Origin of the sequence: Streptomyces hawaiiensis (assembly GCF_004803895.1) — a bacterium.
Taxonomy (GTDB): Bacteria; Actinomycetota; Actinomycetes; order Streptomycetales; family Streptomycetaceae; genus Streptomyces; species Streptomyces hawaiiensis.
The window spans coordinates 5100546-5120371 of record NZ_CP021978.1 but is presented as its reverse complement, the minus strand read 5'-3'; the positions used below and the strand labels follow the sequence as shown (position 1 = coordinate 5120371).

The 19826-nt window shown below is 70.7% G+C and carries 21 protein-coding genes; 6 read left to right on the top strand and 15 right to left on the bottom strand.

Annotated features, from left to right (window positions below):
• Positions 1 to 3: 3 nt before the first annotated feature.
• Complete coding sequence (locus CEB94_RS23685) at positions 4 to 363, bottom strand: NADH-quinone oxidoreductase subunit A (RefSeq protein ID WP_003974383.1); 360 nt, start codon at positions 361 to 363, stop codon at positions 4 to 6.
• Between the two features lie 724 nt (positions 364 to 1087).
• On the opposite strand from CEB94_RS23685, the gene CEB94_RS23680 reads away from it, so the two are divergent.
• Positions 1088 to 1927, top strand: coding sequence for a C40 family peptidase (locus CEB94_RS23680; protein ID WP_175437131.1), 840 nt, complete (start codon positions 1088 to 1090; stop codon positions 1925 to 1927).
• Positions 1928 to 2572: 645 nt separating this feature from the next.
• Here CEB94_RS23680 and CEB94_RS23675 read toward each other — a convergent pair.
• A complete protein-coding gene (locus CEB94_RS23675; RefSeq protein ID WP_175434128.1) occupies positions 2573 to 3865 on the bottom strand; it encodes a geranylgeranyl reductase family protein in 1293 nt (430 codons plus the stop codon).
• 100 nt (positions 3866 to 3965) lie between these two features.
• Here CEB94_RS23675 and CEB94_RS23670 point away from each other — a divergent pair, with 100 nt between their 5' ends.
• Positions 3966 to 4490 carry a GNAT family N-acetyltransferase gene (locus CEB94_RS23670; RefSeq protein ID WP_175434127.1) on the top strand — a complete coding sequence of 175 codons (525 nt, stop codon included), beginning with the start codon at positions 3966 to 3968 and terminating at the stop codon, positions 4488 to 4490.
• A gap of 110 nt (positions 4491 to 4600) precedes the next feature.
• The gene (locus tag CEB94_RS23665; RefSeq protein WP_175437130.1) at positions 4601 to 4912 is read left to right on the top strand and encodes a PASTA domain-containing protein; all 312 of its coding nucleotides are present in this window, start codon (positions 4601 to 4603) and stop codon (positions 4910 to 4912) included.
• A gap of 2 nt (positions 4913 to 4914) precedes the next feature.
• On the opposite strand, the gene CEB94_RS23660 is transcribed toward CEB94_RS23665, so the two are convergent.
• The gene (locus CEB94_RS23660; protein WP_175434126.1) at positions 4915 to 5610 is read right to left on the bottom strand and encodes a demethylmenaquinone methyltransferase; all 696 of its coding nucleotides are present in this window, start codon (positions 5608 to 5610) and stop codon (positions 4915 to 4917) included.
• A 190-nt stretch (positions 5611 to 5800) separates the two neighbouring features.
• Here CEB94_RS23660 and CEB94_RS23655 point away from each other — a divergent pair, with 190 nt between their 5' ends.
• Positions 5801 to 6805: a chitinase gene (locus CEB94_RS23655; protein WP_175434125.1), complete on the top strand. Its 1005-nt coding sequence runs from the start codon at positions 5801 to 5803 to the stop codon at positions 6803 to 6805.
• Positions 6806 to 6814: 9 nt separating this feature from the next.
• Here the strand turns inward: CEB94_RS23655 and CEB94_RS23650 are convergent, their stop codons facing one another.
• From CEB94_RS23650 to CEB94_RS23630, 5 genes are all read right to left on the bottom strand, one after another.
• Positions 6815 to 7537, bottom strand: coding sequence for an imidazolonepropionase-like domain-containing protein (locus CEB94_RS23650; protein WP_175434124.1), 723 nt, complete (start codon positions 7535 to 7537; stop codon positions 6815 to 6817).
• A gap of 7 nt (positions 7538 to 7544) precedes the next feature.
• The gene (gene mqnC, locus CEB94_RS23645) at positions 7545 to 8744 is read right to left on the bottom strand and encodes a cyclic dehypoxanthinyl futalosine synthase (protein ID WP_175434123.1); all 1200 of its coding nucleotides are present in this window, start codon (positions 8742 to 8744) and stop codon (positions 7545 to 7547) included.
• 70 nt (positions 8745 to 8814) lie between these two features.
• Positions 8815 to 9810, bottom strand: a complete 996-nt coding sequence (locus tag CEB94_RS23640; RefSeq protein WP_246111894.1) for a CPBP family intramembrane glutamic endopeptidase — start codon at positions 9808 to 9810, stop codon at positions 8815 to 8817.
• Positions 9811 to 9836: 26 nt separating this feature from the next.
• Positions 9837 to 10565, bottom strand: coding sequence for a prepilin peptidase (locus CEB94_RS23635; RefSeq protein WP_175434122.1), 729 nt, complete (start codon positions 10563 to 10565; stop codon positions 9837 to 9839).
• The gene (locus tag CEB94_RS23630) at positions 10562 to 13555 is read right to left on the bottom strand and encodes a BTAD domain-containing putative transcriptional regulator (RefSeq protein WP_175434121.1); all 2994 of its coding nucleotides are present in this window, start codon (positions 13553 to 13555) and stop codon (positions 10562 to 10564) included. Before CEB94_RS23630 ends, CEB94_RS23635 begins: the two co-directional genes overlap by 4 nt.
• Before the next feature lie 321 nt (positions 13556 to 13876).
• On the opposite strand from CEB94_RS23630, the gene CEB94_RS23625 reads away from it, so the two are divergent.
• Positions 13877 to 14524: a hypothetical protein gene (locus CEB94_RS23625; RefSeq protein ID WP_175434120.1), complete on the top strand. Its 648-nt coding sequence runs from the start codon at positions 13877 to 13879 to the stop codon at positions 14522 to 14524.
• Between the two features lie 44 nt (positions 14525 to 14568).
• Positions 14569 to 15579 carry a hypothetical protein gene (locus CEB94_RS23620; RefSeq protein ID WP_246111893.1) on the top strand — a complete coding sequence of 337 codons (1011 nt, stop codon included), beginning with the start codon at positions 14569 to 14571 and terminating at the stop codon, positions 15577 to 15579.
• 105 nt (positions 15580 to 15684) lie between these two features.
• On the opposite strand, the gene CEB94_RS23615 is transcribed toward CEB94_RS23620, so the two are convergent.
• The 7 genes from CEB94_RS23615 to CEB94_RS23585 form a co-directional block, all read right to left on the bottom strand.
• The gene (locus CEB94_RS23615; RefSeq protein ID WP_031141079.1) at positions 15685 to 15915 is read right to left on the bottom strand and encodes a hypothetical protein; all 231 of its coding nucleotides are present in this window, start codon (positions 15913 to 15915) and stop codon (positions 15685 to 15687) included.
• A 296-nt stretch (positions 15916 to 16211) separates the two neighbouring features.
• Complete coding sequence (locus tag CEB94_RS23610) at positions 16212 to 16682, bottom strand: pilus assembly protein TadG-related protein (RefSeq protein WP_175434119.1); 471 nt, start codon at positions 16680 to 16682, stop codon at positions 16212 to 16214.
• Entirely contained in the window at positions 16679 to 17107 is a 429-nt protein-coding gene (locus tag CEB94_RS23605; RefSeq protein WP_175434118.1) for a TadE/TadG family type IV pilus assembly protein, read from the bottom strand. Before CEB94_RS23605 ends, CEB94_RS23610 begins: the two co-directional genes overlap by 4 nt.
• Positions 17108 to 17569, bottom strand: coding sequence for a TadE family protein (locus CEB94_RS23600; protein ID WP_175434117.1), 462 nt, complete (start codon positions 17567 to 17569; stop codon positions 17108 to 17110).
• Positions 17570 to 17598: 29 nt separating this feature from the next.
• Positions 17599 to 17850, bottom strand: a complete 252-nt coding sequence (locus tag CEB94_RS23595) for a hypothetical protein (protein ID WP_175434116.1) — start codon at positions 17848 to 17850, stop codon at positions 17599 to 17601.
• Positions 17851 to 17924: 74 nt separating this feature from the next.
• On the bottom strand, positions 17925 to 18848 hold the full coding sequence (locus CEB94_RS23590) for a type II secretion system F family protein (protein WP_175434115.1): 924 nt from the start codon (positions 18846 to 18848) through the stop codon (positions 17925 to 17927).
• The gene (locus CEB94_RS23585) at positions 18848 to 19798 is read right to left on the bottom strand and encodes a type II secretion system F family protein (protein ID WP_175437127.1); all 951 of its coding nucleotides are present in this window, start codon (positions 19796 to 19798) and stop codon (positions 18848 to 18850) included. The genes CEB94_RS23590 and CEB94_RS23585 overlap by 1 nt, the downstream gene beginning before the upstream one ends.
• Between the last annotated feature and the right edge of the window lie 28 nt (positions 19799 to 19826).

Sequence of the window (19826 nt, the reverse complement as noted above, 5' to 3'; positions counted from 1 at the left end):
CCCTCAGTCCCATTCCAGGCCGCCGCGCCGCCATACGTACGCGTACGCGACGAAGACGGTGAGCACGAAGAGCAGCATCTCCACGAGCCCGAAGATCCCCAGGGCGTCGAAGGTGACGGCCCAGGGGTAGAGGAAGACGATCTCGATATCGAAGATGATGAAGAGCATCGCCGTCAGGTAGTACTTGATCGGGAAGCGCCCGCCGCCGGCCGGCGTGGGGGTCGGCTCGATGCCGCACTCGTAGGCCTCGAGCTTGGCGCGGTTGTACCGCTTCGGCCCGATCAACGTGGCCATGACCACGGAGAAGATCGCAAAGCCTGCCCCGAGGGCTCCCAGTACGAGGATGGGCGCATAAGCGTTCACCGCTCCTCGCTCCTCTCAGTCGGCACTGACTGCTGGCGGATTACGTCGGGCTCACATCCGCCCCACCTGTCCCTCGAACCCCGCCCGCCCCGGCGAAGATCGGGAACATGTGAAGCAGGTCACAAGCCCAACCGCGTGCATCTTATGCCCGACGCTCTGTGATCTGCGACACGGGGTATTGCACAAGCTTTGTGATCTCCACCACCTGACGATCGATCATGAAGTCGGATGAGCGGTGATCTTCACACGCGAAGCGTCCGAGTGATCACGAGAGGTGACATTTTGGCTCGTCACCGCAGGCCGGAGGGGTCGTCTCAATATCAAGAGGGTTCTCGTGCATGCAAATTGGCGATGGACTTGATCTCTTGATAGAGGCGCGTTCACACATCAGAGGGCGTGTGGGGCGAGGTGTGGACGCGTGCAAGCGTTCACGATCTTCGCGTGCTCGTGACCCGGTCGTGATCTACGCGCCGGGACGCGACCGGCGGGGCGGCCGTTGCGTGACCTCCGTCACATGGATGAGAGCTCCATGAGAACGGGGCTTGGCCAATCAACCCAACCGGTGGTAGGCGCGGGGCAATTCGGGCGTATTGATCAAAGACCGTGATCACAGGCCGGTCACGAGGCGCCCGCAATGTCCGTTACGGCGTCAATAAAGAGCCTCGTTCGGGGGTTTTGAGGGCCCGATTGAGTAACTGTGGCGCAGCACACGTTTCTTGAAGATATGAAGGAGCCCCTGGTACCGGTTATTCCCATGTCCCACACCGCTCACATACGCAGCCACCGGAAACCCCGCCGCAGCGCGACCTCCTCGATCGCCATGCGTGCCGGAGTTGCCGGTGGCGTTCTCAGCATGGCAGCGGCGGGTGCGTCGGCTTCGGCGAACGCCGCCGAGCCGGTGACGCAGACCATCGAACTGCCCACCTTGACGGCCGATATGTCCGCTCAGGTCGCCCAGTCCGCGGCCGCCACCCAGCAGGCCGCCGCGAACTACGAGCTGCGCGCCGAGCGTGACGCCGCCGCCACCAAGGCCGCCGCGGAGGCCAAGAAGGACCTCGCCGAGGCGAAGAAGAAGGCGGAGGCCAAGAAGAAGGCCGCCGAGGCCGCCCGCAAGGCCGCCGCCGAGCGCGCCACGCGCAGCGCCGAGCGCGCCACCCTCTCCGCCTCCACCTCCGCGTCCGCCTCGACCTCCGTGTCGGCCCCTGCCAGCGGCAGCGTCGCGACGGTCATCGCGTTCCTCAAGGCCCAGGTGGGCGACGCCTACGTCATGGGCGCCACCGGTCCCAACGCCTGGGACTGCTCCTCCCTCGTGCAGGCCGCGTACAAGCAGGTGGGTGTGGACCTGCCGCGCGTCTCGCAGGACCAGTCGATGGCTGGCACGGACGTGCCGCTGTCCAGCGTCCAGGTCGGCGACATCCTGTACTGGGGCGGCAAGGGCTCCGCGTACCACGTGGGTGTCTACATTGGGGACGGCCAGTACCTGGACGCGGCCAACCCGTCCAAGGGCGTCGTCATCCAGGACCTGTCGGGCTACCCGGCGTCGGGCGCGGTACGCGTCCTCTGACGTCACGCGTCGTCCGACGCATCCCTGCATTCGGGGCAGAGGGTCGCTGCCGCTGTGAGGCAACGGCCCTCCCGGCCTGTCCGGGGTCGTCCAGGCCCCCGTCACCCCTCGGCCCGGTTCCGGGCCGCTCCAGGGGCCGTCAGGGCCCTTCTGGGGGCCACCCGGCACCGCGGCCCGCCCGTGCGCTCCCGTCACTCCAGCGTCTTGCGCCCGAATTGTCCGGGCCTGGCAGGGGCGTTGACGCCGCCGGCTCCGTGTGGCCGGACTGCCCCTGGGACCGGCCCGGCCGGTCTGTTGTGATGAGCCCCGAAGGGCGGGGAGGGCTTCCGATGCCGGAAGCCCGCTCTCCCGCCACCACGGCACCATCACAGGGAGACAAACCGATGCCAAGCGTCTTCGTGCAGGTCCGCCAACGTCGCGGCGTTGAACACCTGACCGGACCACCGGCGTCACGGGCCGGCTCCCCGCACAGGCCTCCGGCTCACAGACCGCCGACCCGCTCAAGCCGCTGCCGCGCAAGCAGGCCACCGCCTCAAGCCATCGGCCTCGTAAGCCCGCCACCCGCTCAAGCCATCGGCACCGCAAGCCGACAAACCCGCTCAAGGCACCGGCATCCACACCGGCAGGCCGGTCGCTGCCGTCCGCTCAGGCCTTCGGCGCCACCTTGCTGAGGCCGTTGATGATGCGGTCCATCGCGTCGCCGCCCGTCGGGTCGGTGAGGTTCGCGAGGAGCTTCAGCGTGAACTTCATCAGCAGGGGGTGCGTGAGGCCGCGCTGGGCCGCGATCTGCATGACCTTCGGATTGCCGATGAGCTTCACGAAGGCGCGGCCGAGCGTGTAGTAGCCGCCGTAGGTGTCCTTCAGGACGCGCGGGTAGCGCTGGAGGGCCAGTTCGCGGCTCGCGGGGGTCGGCCGGGCGTGGGCCTGGACGATGACGTCGGCGGCGATCTGGCCGGACTCCATGGCGTAGGCGATGCCCTCGCCGTTGAAGGGGTTCACCAGGCCGCCGGCGTCGCCGACGAGCAGCAGGCCCTTGGTGTAGTGCGGTTGGCGGTTGAAGGCCATCGGCAGGGCGGCGCCGCGGATCGGGCCGGTCATGTTGTCGGGGGTGTAGCCCCAGTCCTCCGGCATGGACGCGCACCAGGCCTTCAGGACCTCGCGCCAGTCCAGCTCCTTGAAGGAGTCGGAGGTGTTGAGGACGCCCAGGCCGACGTTCGACGTGCCGTCGCCCATGCCGAAGATCCAGCCGTAGCCGGGCAGGAGGCGGTCCTCGGCGCCGCGGCGGTCCCACAGTTCCAGCCAGGACTCCAGGTAGTCGTCCTCGTGGCGCGGGCTGGTGAAGTACGTGCGCACCGCCACGCCCATCGGGCGGTCCTCGCGGCGGTGCAGGCCCATCGCCAGGGACAGCCGGGTGGAGTTGCCGTCGGCGGCCACGACGAGCGGCGCGCGGAAGGTGACCTCGCGCTTCTCCTCACCGAGCTTGGCGTGCACACCGGTGATGCGGCCCGTGCGCTCGTCCAGGATCGGCGCGCCCACGTTGCACCGCTCGAAGAGCCGGGCGCCGGCCTTCTGGGCCTGCCGGGCGAGCTGCTCGTCGAAGTCGTCGCGCTTGCGGACGAGTCCGTAGTCGGGGAAGGAGGCGAGATCCGGCCAGTCGAGCTGGAGCCGCACCCCGCCGCCGATGATGCGCAGGCCCTTGTTGCGCAGCCAGCCCGCTTCCTCGGAGATGTCGATGCCCATCGCGACGAGCTGCTTGACGGCACGCGGGGTGAGGCCGTCGCCGCAGACCTTCTCGCGCGGGAACTCGGTCTTCTCCAGCAGGAGGACGTCGAGTCCGGCCTTGGCGAGGTGGTAGGCGGTGGTGGAGCCGGCCGGCCCCGCGCCCACGACGATCACATCGGCGGTGTTCTCGGAGAGGGGCTCGGTCACGACGGTCACGGCGGGATCTCCCCAAGTTCTTAAATCTCGTGTGCCGACCGGCACTGGACATGGGCAGTCTATGCAGCAGCATTCATCACCCGGCTGAAGGGCTGCCTCCGTGAACCGAGCTCTGCCCGCTGTGCGGCTTCGCGTCCCCACCCACGAGGACGCGTTCGTCTGGCACCGGATCTTCGACGACCCGGACGTCATGGAGTTCCAGGGCGGCAGGGCCGCGGAGCTCTCGGTCTACGAGGAGCTCACCGCCCGCCAGCGCCGGCACGACGCCGAACTCGGCTTCTGCCTGTGGAGTGTGCTCGACGAGTCGGGGCAGGTCATCGGCTTCACCGGCGCCCAGCCGTGGGAGCGGGCCTGGGGCCCGGCCGGCCAGATCGAGATCGGCTGGCGGCTGGGCCGGGAGCACTGGGGCAAGGGCTATGTCACCGCGGCCGCGCGGCAGACGCTGGAGCGGATGCGGGCGACCGGCGTAACGGGCGTCGTCGCGATGGTCGACGCCCGCAACAGCCGGTCCATCGCGGTGGCGCAGCGCCTGGGGATGCGCCTCGCCGAGACGTTCACGACGCCGGCCTCGCAGCGGGCGGGGCACTGCTACCGGCTCGATCTCCGGGCTCCTGACCGAGAGTAGTCGACTGTCACAGAAAGACACCTGTCGCTTCCGGCCGGTGCGGGGCGGGAGTTACCCTTCCCGTACCGCTGGGGGTGACATCTGTGCACATATCCCGCAAGACACCCGACGTGCGCGTGCCGCGCCTGGTCGGTCTGATGGCCGTGGACGCGCGGGAGACGGCCCGGGCGCGGGGTCTCCTCCTGAACGCGCCGGACCGGCCCGATTTCCACCTGGCCGTCGTCGACTACGTCGTACGCCAGTACCCGCAGGCCGGGGCCGAGGTGCCGCGGGACTCGATGGTCTACGTGTGGTTCGACTTCGGTCCCGGTGAGGGCGGCGGGGGCGTGCACGAACCGCGGATCCCGCGCCCGCCCAGGGGCGGTCTCCAGCGCGAGCTGGACGAGCCGGGCGACCCCTACATGGTCCTCAGCTCGCCCTAGGGTCAGCTCGCCTTGAACCCACGGTGCAGGGCCACGATCCCGCCGCTCAGGTTGCGCCAGGCCACCCGGGACCAGCCGGCCTTGCCCAGCCGCCCGGCCAGGGCGGGCTGGTCGGGCCAGGCGCGGATGGACTCGGCGAGGTAGACGTAGGCGTCGGGGCTGGAGGACACCGTCCGGGCGACCGGCGGCAGGGCGCGCATCAGGTACTCGGTGTAGACGGTGCGCAACGGCGCCCATGTCGGGTGCGAGAACTCGCAGATCACGATCCGCCCGCCGGGCCGGGTCACCCGGTGCATCTCGCGCAGGGCGGCGTCCGTGTCCTGCACGTTGCGCAGCCCGAAGGAGATGGAGACGGCGTCGAAGGTGTCGTCCTTGAAGGGGAGCCTCGTCGCGTCGCCGGCGGTGTACGGCAGCCAGGGCTGCCGCTGCTTGCCGACCTGGAGCATGCCCTGGGAGAAGTCGCACGGGACGACGTAGGCACCGGTGCGGGCGAAGGGCAGCGAGGAGGTGCCCGTGCCCGCCGCCAGGTCGAGGATCTTCTGCGCGGGGCGCGCGTCGACCGCCTTGGCGACCTCCTTGCGCCATCGCCGGTCCTGGCCGAGGGACAGCACGTCGTTGGTCAGGTCGTACCGTTCCGCCACGTCGTCGAACATCGAGGCGACTTCGTGCGGCTGCTTGTCCAGGGATGCGCGGGTCACGGGCCCATTCTTGCAGCACCACCTCCGGGCACGAGCCGCGGCTGCTTCCGTGCCGCCACGTCCTCCACCCAGCCGCACGAACACCACGATGCCAGGAGGGGTACCGGCCAGGCACATCGTGAGACGTTTGCTGCCGGGAAACGTACTTCCTGTCCGACCCCCAGACCTCACGAGCACGGGAGCGCACGTCATGAGGAGTTACCGCACACCGGTGGCGGCCGGGCTGGGCTGTCTGGTCGCCCTCGCCGCCGCGGGATGCTCCGGGCAGGGCGACGCGTCCCCTTCGACCCCCACAACCCCCTCGGCGACAGCCGGACCCGGCACGTCGTACGCCCCGTACGTGAGCGCCACCGAGGCCGCCGGCACGGACTCCGCCGGCTCCCCCACGACGTACAACCTGGCGTTCGTCATCGCCGAGGGCGACGACTGCACCCCGCGCTGGGACGGCACGCACGCCATCGGCGACTCTGCCGTCACGTCCCGTATCGCCAAGCTCAAGGAGGACGGCGTCCGGGTCCGGGTCTCCTTCGGCGGCGCCTCCGGCAAGGAACTCGCGGTGAACTGCGACAGCGCCTCGGAGCTGGCGACGGCCTACGGCAAGGCCCTCGACGCGGCCGGCGCGACCCTGGCCGACTTCGACATCGAGGGCGACGAACTCTCCGACTCCGCCTCCATCGCCCTGCGTTCGAAGGCGATCGCCCGGTTGCAGGAGGAACGGGCCGGACTGGAGGTCTCGTTCACCCTGCCGGTCATGCCCGAGGGCCTGGACGAGGACGGCCTCGCTCTGCTCGCCTCCGCCAACGACAACGGCGTACAGGTCTCCACCGTCAACCTCATGACGATGAACTACGGCTCGTCGTACGACGGGGACATGGGCGGCTACGCCCGCGCGGCCGCCCAGGCCGCGCACACTCAGCTGAAGAAGACCTTCGGCACCTCGGACGCGGCCGCCTGGCGGGGCATGGCGCTCACCTCGATGATCGGCGTCAACGACGTGGCCGGGGAGACGTTCACGCTCGCGGACGCCGCCGAGGTCCGCGCGTTCGCCGAGGAGAAGGGCATCGCCTGGGTGTCGATGTGGTCGACGGCCCGGGACCGGCAGTGCGCGGACGGCTCCGACTCGGCCAAGGCGGCGACCGATTGCAGCGGCGTGACGCAGGAGCCGGGGGCGTTCGGGAAGGCGTTCGCGGGCTGAAACCCGGCGTCAGCGGGCCCGGTACACCAGCCGGCCGGCCAGCACGGTCGCCACACAGGTCGCCGCGCCGCGCTCCCGCAGGGCCGCCTCGTCGGGTACGTCGAACACGGCCAGGTCGGCCCGGCCGCCGATGGTCAGCGGGCCGTGGACCGTGCCCGGGAGGTCGTACCCCTCCGCGAACGGGTCGAGGTCGGGCCGCTCGCCGAGCAGCGAGCCGGGAGCCTGTGTGGTCCCCACGACGGTCAGCCCGGACCGGGCGACGGCCGTGGCCACCAGCGGATCGCGGAAGCGGGCGCCGGGCGAGGCGACCGCCGTCGTGCCGTACCGCAGCATCCGCTGCACACCGCGGCGTATGCTGCCCGACCAGCGTGTCTCGGTGAGGTCGCCCAGGGCGGCCAGCCGCTCGCCCCACAGGGGCTGTTCGCCCAGTTCGTCGGCTTCTCGCGGGTCGGGGTGGTAGCAGTGGCGCAGCAGCCACAGCGGGTGCCACTGGCGCAGCCCCGGCGTGAGCACACCCGGCCAGCGTCGCACCCGCGCGCCCGGCGCGCTGTCGACGGCGTCCTCGTACGGCCCGACGGCCGTGATCCGGTCGCCGTCCACCACGACGGCCCCGTCCACGACGGCCCCGTCCACGACGGCCCCGTCCACGACGGGTCCGTCCACGACGGGTCCGTCCACGACGGATGCCGCGCCCGCCGGCAGGACCAGCGGAGCGGCATGGATCGTCAGCACGGCCGGGTCAGTTGGGCGCCAGCAGCTTCAGCTCGGGGTGAGCCGTGCCGCCCTCGATCGCCGTCGAGGAGATGTGCGAGACCACACGGTCGTCGACCGGGTCGTTCGCCGGGTCGTCGTGGACGACGAGGTGCTCGTACGTGGTCGCGCGCTGGGCGGGCACCCGGCCCGCCTTCCGGATCAGATCGATGATCTCCATCCGGTTGGACCGGTGCTTGGCACCGGCCGACGACACCACGTTCTCCTCCAGCATGATCGAGCCGAGGTCGTCGGCGCCGTAGTGCAGGGAGAGCTGCCCGACCTCCTTGCCCGTGGTCAGCCAGGAGCCCTGGATGTGGGCGATGTTGTCCATGAACAGCCGCGCGATGGCGATCATCCGCAGGTACTCGAAGAGCGTCGCCTGCGTGCGGCCCTTCAGGTGGTTGTTCTCGGGCTGGTAGGTGTACGGGATGAAGGCGCGGAAGCCGCCCGTACGGTCCTGGACGTCGCGGATCATCCGCAGGTGCTCGATGCGCTCGGCGTTGGTCTCGCCGGTGCCCATGAGCATGGTGGAGGTGGACTCCACGCCCAGGTTGTGCGCGATCTCCATGATCTCCAGCCAGCGCTCGCCGGACTCCTTCAGCGGGGCGATGGCCTTGCGGGGCCGCTCGGGCAGCAGCTCGGCACCGGCGCCGGCGAAGGAGTCGAGGCCGGCGGCGTGAATACGCTGGATGGCCTCCTCGACGGACACCTTGGAGATCCGGGCCATGTGCTCGACCTCGGATGCCCCCAGGCTGTGGATGACCAGCTGAGGGAAGGCCTGCTTGATGGCGGCGAAGTGCTTCTCGTAGTACTCGACGCCGTAGTCCGGGTGGTGTCCGCCCTGGAACATGATCTGCGTGCCGCCCAGCTCGACGGTCTCCGCGCACCGGCGCAGGATGTCGTCCAGGTCACGCGTCCAGCCCTTGGCGGTGTCCTTGGGCGCGGCGTAGAACGCGCAGAACCGGCAGGCCGTGACGCACACGTTCGTGTAGTTGATGTTGCGCTCGATGATGTACGTCGCGATGTGCTCGGTCCCGGCGTACCGGCGGCGGCGTACGGCGTCGGCGGCGGCGCCCAGCGCGTGCAGCGGGGCGTCCCGGTACAGCACGAGCGCCTCGTCCGGGGTGATCCGCCCACCGGCGGCTGCACGGTCGAGGATGGGCTGAAGGTCGGCCTTCTCGGTCACCGGGCGTCCCTTTCGTAAGGGTTGTGGACGGACCAGCCCAGCGTACGCCAGGGGTTCGGGGGGCTGGACGTCAGGCCGTGCGGGCGGGGTAGGGGTACGGGGCGGGCGGCATCGCCGGGGCGGAGAGGCGCTGCGGCTTGCGCCGCCGGGCGAGCCACAGCACGATCGCCGCGTAGAGCAGGTCGGTGACCATGGCGGCGAGGGCCAGCGACCAGGGCGCGTCGGCCGCGGTCTCGTCCGACGACAGTCCACCGACGACCGCGGCGGAGGCGCCGAAGGCCAGCAGGTTGTTCAGGACGTGCAGGGCGATGGCCGCTTCCAGGCCGCCGGTGCGGATCGTGAGCAGCCCCGCCACCAGACCGTTCACCAGCAGACCGAGGAAGCCCCACCGGGTGCCCCAGCCGTGGGCCGCGGCGAACAGCACGGCCTGCGGGACGACCGCGAGCCAGGGGGAGCGCACGAACGCGCCGACCGCCTGGGTCAACCAGCCGCGGAAGACGTACTCCTCGGCCGCGGCCTGCAACGGGACGAGGACGGCCAGCACGGCCAGGGCCGCGAGGAAGGAGCGCAGGCCCACCCAGGTGTCGGACTCGCCCGGCTCGCCCGGCAGGAGGAAGGCCGTCGCCGTGAGCAGGAGGAGGGGCGGCAGCCCGGCCAGCAGACACCACCCCAGCCAGCCGATCCGCAGCCGTCCGGTCACCGACGAGACGGTGCCCGCGGGCCGTCTCGCCGGCCACAGCGTGGCCAGCAGCACCAGGGGCAGGGCTATCGCGATGGACACGAGATCCATCGCCGTGTTCCCGAGCGGCCCTAAGTCGACACCGGCGTCGGGCAGTTCCGGCGCACCGATCGCCGTTCCGAGACCGTAGGTGACGCCCAACAGCACGAGGAGGATCACGAAGTAGGCGACGGCCAGCAACAGGGTCCCGACCCATGCCCGCCACCAGCGGTGACGGCCTGTGGTGCGGTCCATGCGGTGGTAGGGCTGGCCGGTGGGGTGGGGGGACGGACCGGTCGGGTGGGGGTACGGGGACGGGCCGGTGGAATACGGGGAGGCTGTTGTCATGATCACCAGGATGCCGGGCCCCCGTCTCACGCCGTGCAGGAACCCACCAAGAGCCCCAGGAACGCCCCCGCGATCAGGAACGGCCCGAAGGGGATGGCTGTTTTGCGGTTGGCCCGGCGGGTGACGACCAGGGCGGTGCCGTACAGCGCGCCCAGGAGGAAGCCGGCGAACGTGCCGAGCATGACCGTCGGCCAGCCGTACCAGCCGAGGGCGGCACCGGCGCCCAGGGCGAGTTTGACGTCGCCGAAGCCCATGCCCGCGGGATTGATGAGGAACAGCACGAAGTAGCCGCCGCCCAGGGCGAGGGAGCCGAGCAGGGCGGTGGTCCACTCCCCCGCGTGCTCGGGGACGAGAGCGGTGAGGCCGAGCAGGGCCAGGGCGGCACCGGCGAAGGGGAGGGTGAGCGGGTCGGGCAGGCGCCGTACGCGGAAGTCGACGGCCGTGAGCAGGACGCCGACCGGGGCGAGCAGCAGCCAGACCCCGAGCTCTGGGCGGGTTCCGGTCGCGGCGGCCAGGACGGCGCAGACCAGGGCGGTCGCGATCACCAGCGGAGTCGTACGCGGCCCGAATCCGGGCTCCGCGCACTCCGGGCACGCCGCCCGCCCCAGCCAGCCCTTGACGGCGTGCCCGCCGGGGCACTCCTCCCGCCATGCCTCCCCCGAGGGCGCCGAGAACCGGTAGGCCGCCCGCGGCAGCAGCGCTCCCGCCACCGCGCCCCACAGCGCGGCGGCGAGGACCAGCAGCCCGGTGCTCATCCCACCGCGGCGATCGCGTCACGCCATGTGGGCAGCAGCTCGTCGAGCAGTGCCTCGGTGCGCGGCGGCAGCCCGCGGGCCCCGCTGCGGCCGATGAGGTCGGTGGCGAGGGCGGTCAGCCGGTCCGTGTCGCCGCCTGCGTGGGTGGCGCGCAGCAGCTCGTGCCACAGCCGCTCGTCGGCCGGAGCGGTGCGCAGGGCCGCGTTCAGCGCCTCGATGGCCTTCTCCGCACGGTTCCTCTCCATGTGGAACTCGCACAGCGCGAGCCCCGTGTCCGCGACGAGCAGCGGCAGCTGGGCGTCCACGATCTCGTGGGTGAGCCACCGGTAGCGCCCCTCGGGCCGGTCGGCGAGCAGCGGCCCGCGCACCAGCACCAGCGCGTCGGTGAGCAGCCGGCCGCGCACGGCCCGGCTGTCGACGCCCTTGCCCTGCGTGGCCTCGTGGTAGAGGGACCGCAGCACGTCCAAATCCGAGACGACCGTCTTGGCGAGCGTGAGCCGGCCGGAGCCGTCGGTGGCGAGGCGGGGCGTGCCGTCGGGGTCGGTGCCGAGCCAGTCGCGCAGCCGGTCCAGCAGCGCGGTGCGCACGTCGTCGGTGACGCCGCGCGGCCACAGCGCGGAGGACAGCACCCGCGGATGCACGCCCTCGCGGTGCAGGAGCAGCAGGGCGAGCGCCTCGTGCAGCAGCGCGCTGCGCTCCCCGTCCGGGTTGTCCAGGCCGATGATCTCGTACGGCCCGACGAGCCGGGCGTACACGGCCGGCCGGCCCTGCTCGCTGATGTCGACGAGGAACGGCGGGGTGTTGGCCGGCCTGTCGGTGTCGCGCTCAGGGTCGGCCTCGACGAACAGCTCGACCACGGCCCGCTGCTGGGCGGCCGGCAGCAACTGGGCGTCGAGTTCGAGGCCGAGGAGCGGCGCGAGCAGCTTGCCCTGGCCGGTGATCTCCATCTCCCAGGCGGCGCCCGGCAGATCGCCGGTCTCGGTGCCGACGACGTAGCCGATGCCGAGCCGGCTCGCGTCGGCGGCGAGTTCGGCGAGCTTCACGGCGTCCTCGGCGGACGGCTGGGCGGCGAGCAGGACGAGGTGCGGGGCCCAGCGGGTGTGCTGGGCGGGCCCGGTGCGCCCGGTGAGGACCGAGTCGTGCCCGGCGGCGCCCAGCGCTCCGCGCCGCTGCCGCGTCTCGGCCTCCATGGTCTCCACGAGGGCCTCGATGTCCTCGAGGTGCCGGATCCGGTTCGGGGCGAGAGGGGTGAGGTCCTCCCCGAAGCCGACGAGCGTGATGGTCATGCGGTCGGACCACCCGTTGGTCGCCAACTCGGCGGCGACGGACGCGAAGACGGCGGCCCGGTCGGCCTCCCGGCCGCTCAGCGAGACGATGCCGGGCACGGCCTCCAGGTTGAGCAGGAGCCGCGAGTCGTCCATGGTGCCGAGGCTGACGAGCCCCGGGTAGGGCGCGGCCGTGTCGACGTCCTCGTAGCGCTCGGCGTCGGTCCGGGACAGCATCCAGAACGTCTGGTCCTGACCCTGCTGCCAGGGCGCGGGGGGCTTCCCGGAGGGCTGGGCGAGCTGGAGGTGCAGGTCGCCGTTGCTGAGCCAGGCCGCGTACACGACCGGCAGCGCGCGCGACTCCTCGGCGAGGGAGGCGGCCAGACCGCGCAGGCTCAGGTCGAGCAGGCGCACGCCCTCGGGGTCGGCGCCGACGAGCAGCGCGTCCTGGACGTCCTGCGCGTCACCGCTCGGCGTGGGCGGCTCCATGCCGCGCCGTCCGCCGACGGCCCCGAACGCCGACTGCCACAACGCCTGCCGGCGTCGCCGCCCCAGGGCGCCGAGGAGACCGGCGGCGAGGAGGGGCGCGGTGAGGAGGGCTTCGGGAAGGCCGAAGGAGCTGTCGGACTCGGCGCCGACGGCCGTGGCCTGCTGGTGACCGGTGTCGTGAGCGGGCCGCTGCTGTTCGGGAACGGACACCTGGGTGGCGCCGCCACCGGCGTGCTCGTGTCCACCGCCCTGGGCGCCGGAGCCCCCTCCGCCCTGGGCGTGGTCCCCGGTCTGCGCGTAGTCGCCGATCTGCTGCTGCACGTCGGGCGACACGTTGGGCGCCTCGTCGGGCAACTCGACGAGCTCGCCGCCGCGGGCGTCGCCCGGCATCTCCATGATCCAGCCGGGCCGGATGAGACTGGCCTCGGAGAGCTTGGACCCGTCCGGCTGTACGCGGTCCTTGTTGAGCTGGAAGATCTCCTTGTAGCGGCGCCCGTCGCCGAGGTGCCGTTGGGCTATCTCCCAGAGGGAGTCGTGGTGACGCCCCTCGGGCGGCTGGATCCGGTAGTACTTCGTGTCGCCCTGCTGGGCGGTGCTGCCACCGGCGTCGGCGTGGGCCGCGGCGTGCGAGGCCTGCTCGGCGAGGGCGGCCGCGGCGCCGGCGGCCTGGTCCTGCTGCTGGGCGAAGAGCCCCGGGGTCGCCTGGGCGGCCGCGACGGTCGGCTTCTGGTTGCCGTCGTAGCTGTGCCCGAGCTGCGACAGGCCGGGCGTGAGGCTGGCGGCGGTGGCGCCGACGAGCAGCAGCGCGGCGACGAGCTGGCGCGCGAGCAGCTGACTCGGTCCGGCGCCGGGCACCCGCCCCGGCACGCCGACACCCGACAACGCGGCCTTCATCTCCACGAGCACGCACGCCGTGAACTGCGCCCACGCCAGCCACACGATGACGGTGAGGATGTTCAGGAACGTCTGAACGGTGATCTCTTGCTGCAGCCAGTCGAAACTCGGCACCCCGTTCGGCAGCGGCCACCCGATCTGCGTGGCCAGCGCGCCGGGCACGCCGACGAGCAGCACGGCCAGGGCGACGAGGGCGAGGAACGCCTTGACGAAGTCCCCGAACGACCGCCGCCGCATCCGCACCGGCTGCGGCGTCCGGTTCCTGGGGGCGGCCGTGGTTCCCGTCGCTCCCGTCGTACTTCCCGTCGAGCTTGACGAGCTTGAGGTGCGGCGTCGCGGCATGGCGGGTGTCCTGGGGTCGTGTGTGGAGTGGGGTGAGGCCGAGCTGCGGGTAAGGGGTGTGCTGAGCCTACAGAGATCTTATTGACCTTTAGTGGGGTCGTCGAAGGGCAGAGGTAAGGAACCTCACCGCCGTCCGTTTTGCCCTTGTGGCTACGGGCGTCGGCCCCTGCGGCCGGACTTGACGATCACGTCCCTTCGCGATCGCTACGTACACTCCTCACCTTCCCCACACAATCCCCCACGGCCTCTCATGGCGTCGTGATCCACCACTGATAGCTTCGTTCCCTGTCGCGTACACCGAAACTACGGGGGAGATCAACTGTGGCCCGCCGCGCACTGCCCACGACTGCCGCCGCGTTTGCCACGGCGGCAGCGCTGCTTCTGACCGCCTGCGGCGGGGGTGATGATTCGCCGTCGGACGACATCAAGGGCGCGGGCAACAGCTCGGGCAGCCCGTCGGCCTCGCCGTCGTCCTCGGCGCCCGGCGTCAAGCGCCCGGTCATCAAGCTCCCCAGCAGCTTCCAGCTGACGTTCGAGAACTGGACGAGCAGCGATCCTGTCGAGCAGGCGGTGTTGAACGACGGCAAGGAGGAGCTCCGGGCCGGATACGCGGCGGTCATCGCGAACGACCCCGACAGTGAAGCCGTCGCCTTCTACGACACCGAAGGCGTTCACGGACAGACCAAGCAGTGGATCAAGTCCTACACGGACAAGGGTTTCACCGTCATCGGCAAGCTGCCCGTCTTCAATCCCAAGGTCACCCTGGCCGAGAACGGCAAGGGAGCGGCGCTGACTTACTGTACGGACGAGACCGAGGCGAAGACCAGGAACCGCAAGACCGGCAAGGTCGAGGGAAACCCGGCGGGCACGAACCCCTACGTCCTCTACTCGCTCTCCCTGACGAAGAACGAGCAGGGCGTGTGGCAGAACTCGTCGGTGCGCGGTGAACGAGGGAAGTGCTCCCGGTGAAGGCGCCGCACCGAGCGATACCCCTGATCACGACGTCCCTGGTCGTGACACTGCTGAGCTCGTCGCCGGCCGGCGCCTTCGGAGGCCCCGGCAGCGATGTGCGAGGTGGCACCAACGACAGCGGTGAACTCTCCGCCTCCGCCTCACAGTCCCGGATCAAGGTCACGCAGACCAGCGGCCCCACCGGCGGCAAACAGGGCACCGTCGCGTCGACGGACGTGAACTGGAAGCCGCCGCCCTGCTGGTACGAGCCCGTGTTCACCCCCGAGCAGTTGAAGAACTTCTCGGAGAACGACGGCAGCGGCGATGTCGGTCTGCGTGACGGCTGGTACGGCTCGGAACTCTGGACCGACCACTTCAGGGACGAGAAGGACGCCAACACCATCTTCACCAAGCCGGCCGCCGTGAAGGGGTACAAGAACTACAACCTCGGCAAGAAGGGCTACTTCTGGCGCGGAGTGGCTCCGGACGTCACCGCGATCGACGACACGTCGCTGTGCAGTCGGCTCATGTTCTGGCAGGACGCGGGCCAGATCCCCGACGACCCGAACGCTCCCACGGCCGAGACCCTCGCCGACTACGCCTACGACAAGGTGAAGGTCCCCGAGACGGAGGTGGAGCTGAAGCCGGCGGCCAGGTCGACGGTGAACCTGCCGACCTGGGTCTGGCTGGACAAGGGCACCTTCCAGGACGTCAAGGTGCGCGCGGAGCTCCCGGGTACGGGCCTGTGGGCGGAGACCACCGCCAAGCCGGTCGCCCTGCACCTGAACCCTGGCACCAAGGACGCCGAGGTCTTCCCGGCCTCCGGCGACTGCGAGATCAACGACGACGGTTCCATCGGGACGCCGTACACCAAGGGCGCCGCCGACAAGACCCCGCCGTGCGGCATCCGTTACCTCCGCGCGACCGACGGCGCCCCGTACCAGCTTTCGGCCAGCGTCACCTGGCAGATCACCTGGGAGGGCTCCGACGGCTCCGGCGGCGACCTTCCGGACGGCACATTCGAGACCACGCAGGACATGAACGTCCAGGAGATCCAGTCGATCAACCGCTGAGGCGGCACCTGACGGTCAACGCATTGCGGGGGCGGGCGGACCGCTGCCCGAGAGACGCGAAAGGCCCCGGATCCGAAGATCCGGGGCCTTTTCGCGCGCGTTCTGTCAGGAAGCGACAGCGGCGTTGAGGTGCAGGTCCGCCGCGATGCCCTGCGGCGAGAGGGCGAGGCCCACGCCGCCGCCGACGCCGGCGGTGAGGCCCGCGGCCGTGGTCTCGACGTAGAGACCGGCTGCGGCGCCGGCACCCGCGGTGGCGCCACCCGCCTGGCCGCCGGCGATGGTGTCCAGCTCGGCGTCGGACATCTGGGCGGTCTGGATCTGCGGGGTGAAGGCCATGGAAGGCGGTTCCCTTCGTTTCAAAAATTCGAAGTGCTCGAGCGCGACCGATCAAAGCACGTCGGAAGAAGGCACGGCCAGTCAGCGATTATGAGTGGGAGTTGAGTTTCGGAGGGCGAATTCATGGGTGTGACCATTCGGTCACCAGGGGGCTGGTGGTCTTCACACGTTCCGCCACATCGCGAAACAGAAATGTGGTCCACAGCTCGGGAAATGGGCCGGGCTCAGGATCTCCCCCACTCCGTCCCATCCTCACAGTGAACGGTGTGCAGATTCGCCGAATGTTCGAGATCGGCTCAGCCGACCTCGTTCTGCGCCACCGCCCGGCCGTGGACCACCACGTCGCCGCCGTAGAACATCCCCGTGAAGACCGGGGAGTACGTGAGCTGGACCTCGACCTCGACCTGCTCGGCGTTCGCCGCCACGCAGTGGGTCGCTCCGATGTCCGCGCCCGTCATGTCCATCTCGCGGGCGAAGGCCTTCACCCGGGCGCCGCAGTTCTCGAAGTTGATCGGGGCGGGACCGCCCTCGTTCTCGTAGAGGGCGTCGCGGTCGATGTCCTGGGCGGCGTAGCGGGCCGCCTGTTCGGCGATGTCGGCGGCGCGTTCCCGCTTGGAGATGGACAGGCCGCCGTCGATGACGAACGCGGAGAGCGAGAGGAAGACGAGCGTGAAGATGATGACCGCGCCGGCGCCGGAGCCCCGGTCGTCCAGATGTGCGCGACGGGCCGCCCCACACGATCGCACGTACAGCCGGAGCCGGCTCATGCCGACCTCCTGAACGGGTCGAGCGGGGAGCTGAAGCTCGCCGTCAGCGTCGTCGGCACGTCGAGACCGAGCATGGCGAGACCCCGCACCTGACAGCTCACCTCGACCGTGAAGATGGTGTCCGGCTCGAAGCCCTGGCTGGTCTGGACGACGGACACCGGGCCCGAGCAGACGTCCGTCAGGTTCGCCTCGGCGGCCTTCCTGGCCTCGGCGATGGCCGTCGCGTGGTCCTTCTGGATCGAACCCGCGCGGGCCGCGTCCCGGGCCGCGCCGTCGAGCGCTCCGCGGCCGTCCACGAGCTGGCCGAAGGCCACCAGGACCAGGATGAACAGGATCATCACCGGGGCGAGGATCACGACCTCGACGGTGGACAGGCCGCTGTCGTCCGCGGACCAGCGGCCCTCGGGATGAGAAGGGACGGACATTCAGTTCCCCTCTTCCTGTACGAACCGCTCCACCGGCCCCACCGACTGCGCGTGCACCGTCAGATCCAGCCCCGGGAACACCGTCGGGACCCTCGCCGCGATCTCCACGCCCACCGTGTTCTGCTCAGGCTGCACCATCGTCACGTCCGGGGACAGCACCAGCTGCGGGCCCAGTTGCCGGATGTAGCTGTCCACCACGTCCCGCGCCTCGCCCCGCCACGCGCCCGGCTGTTCGTCGGCCGTGGCGCGGGCCTTGCGGGCTCCGGCCTGGGCCGCCGCCTGGGCGACGTGGTCCGCGAAGAAGTACAGGGCGAACTGCACGGTCGCGAAGATCATGAAGAAGAGGACCGGGGTGAGCAGCACGAACTCGATCGCGGTCATGCCTGAGTCGCCGCGGGTGGCCGCCCGTTTCCGTACGGCCCGCACCCAGCGGCGTGCCCGTCTGCCCACGTCTGCCGGCATCCCCGTGAACCTCGTTGCTCCTGAGACGATCAGCAGGTCTTGCCCGCGTCCGCACCCTTGATGCAGTCGCCGACCTTGTTGGCGCCCTCACTCAGCGCGGCGTTGATGATGGCGGCCACGACACCGACGATCGCCACGACGACCGCGGAGATGATGACCCACTCGACCGCGGAGGCGCCGCGGTCCAGCTCGCTGGAGCGGGCACGCTCGGTGCGGGCCTGGAGGAAGGTGACGAGGAAGTCCACGGCAGGGATGCCGGTGTGGAAGTTGCGTCCGTTCATGACGTCTTGTCCTTTCGAAATCGGTTCACGGAAGTTCTGGAGTTGTGAAGGTCGCTGCGAGGCTCATGCACGGCTCACTGCACCTGGAACACCCGCATCGCCGCCGGAAAGATCAGGAACACCAGAAACCCGGCGCACAGCAACAGCTGCGCCACGAGCATCGACTGGGACTTCTCGCCCGCGCTGCCCTCGATGTCGGCGAGTTCGCGGTGCCGCATGGTCTCGGCGCGGGAGGCGAGGGACTCGCGGACCTTGGCACCGTCGTCCGCGACCAGGGCCAGGGAGGCGGAGAGGTCCTTGAGTTCCTCGACTCCGATCTCCTCGCCGAGCGCGCCGAGCGCCTGCCACTGGCTGACTCCGGTGATGCGGGCATCGGACAGGGCGTTGCGGATGCGCTGGTTGGCCCAGCCGTCGGAGATCTCGGCCGCCGCCATCAGGGCCTCGGGCAGGCCGCGTCCGCCGGCGAGGCTCATCGACACCAGGTCGAGGTAGGCGCCGATCACGCGCCGCAGGTCGCGCCGCTTGTCGGCGGCGTCCCGCCGGACCTCCAGGTCGGGCAGGAAGAAGAAGATCGCCGCGAAGAGCAGGGCCAGCCAGACCGGGATGATCGGGCTCCGGCCGAAGCCCAGCGTGTAGACGATGGCGAACAGGAACGGGCCGAAGAACAGGCCGGCCACGCCGAGCAGCACCTTCGTCGCCAGGAACTTCTCCCAGCTGCGGTCCAGCACCGCCAGGTCCGCGCGCAGCGAGCGCTGCTCCCAGCCCTGCTGGAGATAGAACTCGGAGACGCGCAGGCCGACTTCGGCCCGCAGCGCGCCCAGGCGTCCCTTCTCCCGCTCGACGCGGGCCGACTCGTAGGCCGAGCCGCGGGCCCGCATCGCGTCGATCCGCGCGACCTGCGAGATCGCGCTGCGCTTGCTGGGCATGAGGGCGCGGACGAGGGCGTAGATGCCCAGGCCGATGACGGCACCGACGACGAGCGGCATCGTGAGGTCCATCAGCGAGCCCCCTCTTCCTGCGGCAGCCGCTGCTGGGACTGCGCTTGCGACGGCGTCCTCGGGCGGACGAACTGGACGGAGGCCTCGTCGCGGACCAGGAAGCGCTCGGGCGTCTCGATGGTGGACAGCTTGCGCAGCCACCAGAAGCCGAGCGCGAACAGGCCGCAGACACAGGCCAGGACGAGCTGGCCGACGGCCGTTCCGTACGGCTCCACGAAGTCGCGGTTGAAGATCGACAGGCCGAGGACGAAGGCGATGGACACCGCGACGACGATCTGCACCGAGCGGCGGGTCGACGCGCGCTGGGCCATGACCCGCTGGCGCATGTCGACCTCCTCGCGGGCCGACTTGGCCAGGGCGCCGAGGACTTGGCGCAGACCCGGGCCGCGCAGCCGCGCGTTGAGGATGAGGGCCGCGACGATGATGTCGGCGGAGGCGTCGTCGATCTCGTCGGCGAGCTGCTGGAGCGCCTCGGGCAGCGGGGTGCGGGCGCGCAGTCGGTCGACGAGGGCGTCGAGATGGGGCCGCAGGACGGGGGCGGCGGCGCGGGCCGAGGCCGGGATGGCCTGCTCCAGGCCGACGGCGCCGGCGATGGTGTCGCGCAGGGACTCCGTCCAGGAGGCCAGGGCCTCCACACGGCGCATGGCGGCCCGTTCCTCACCGGCTCCGCCGAAGAGGCGGTCCCAGAAGAAGACGAGGACGCCGGCCGCGATGCCCGCGACGGCCCAGCGGGTGAGGACGAGGACCACCAGGCCGACGATGGCGGCGAGGGAGCCGCGCCGGCCGGCGAAGCGGATGAGTTCGCCGGCCCGCTCGGCGGCCTTCTGCTTCTCGTGGTCGGGCTTGGCGGGCAGCCCGCGTACGGCGATGAGGAGGAGGGCGAGGCCGCCGCCGACGGCGACGCCGCTCCCTATCGAGTACAGGACGGTGGTGGAGAACAGGCCGCCCATGGAGCCGAGCGAGCCGAGTGCCGCGTAG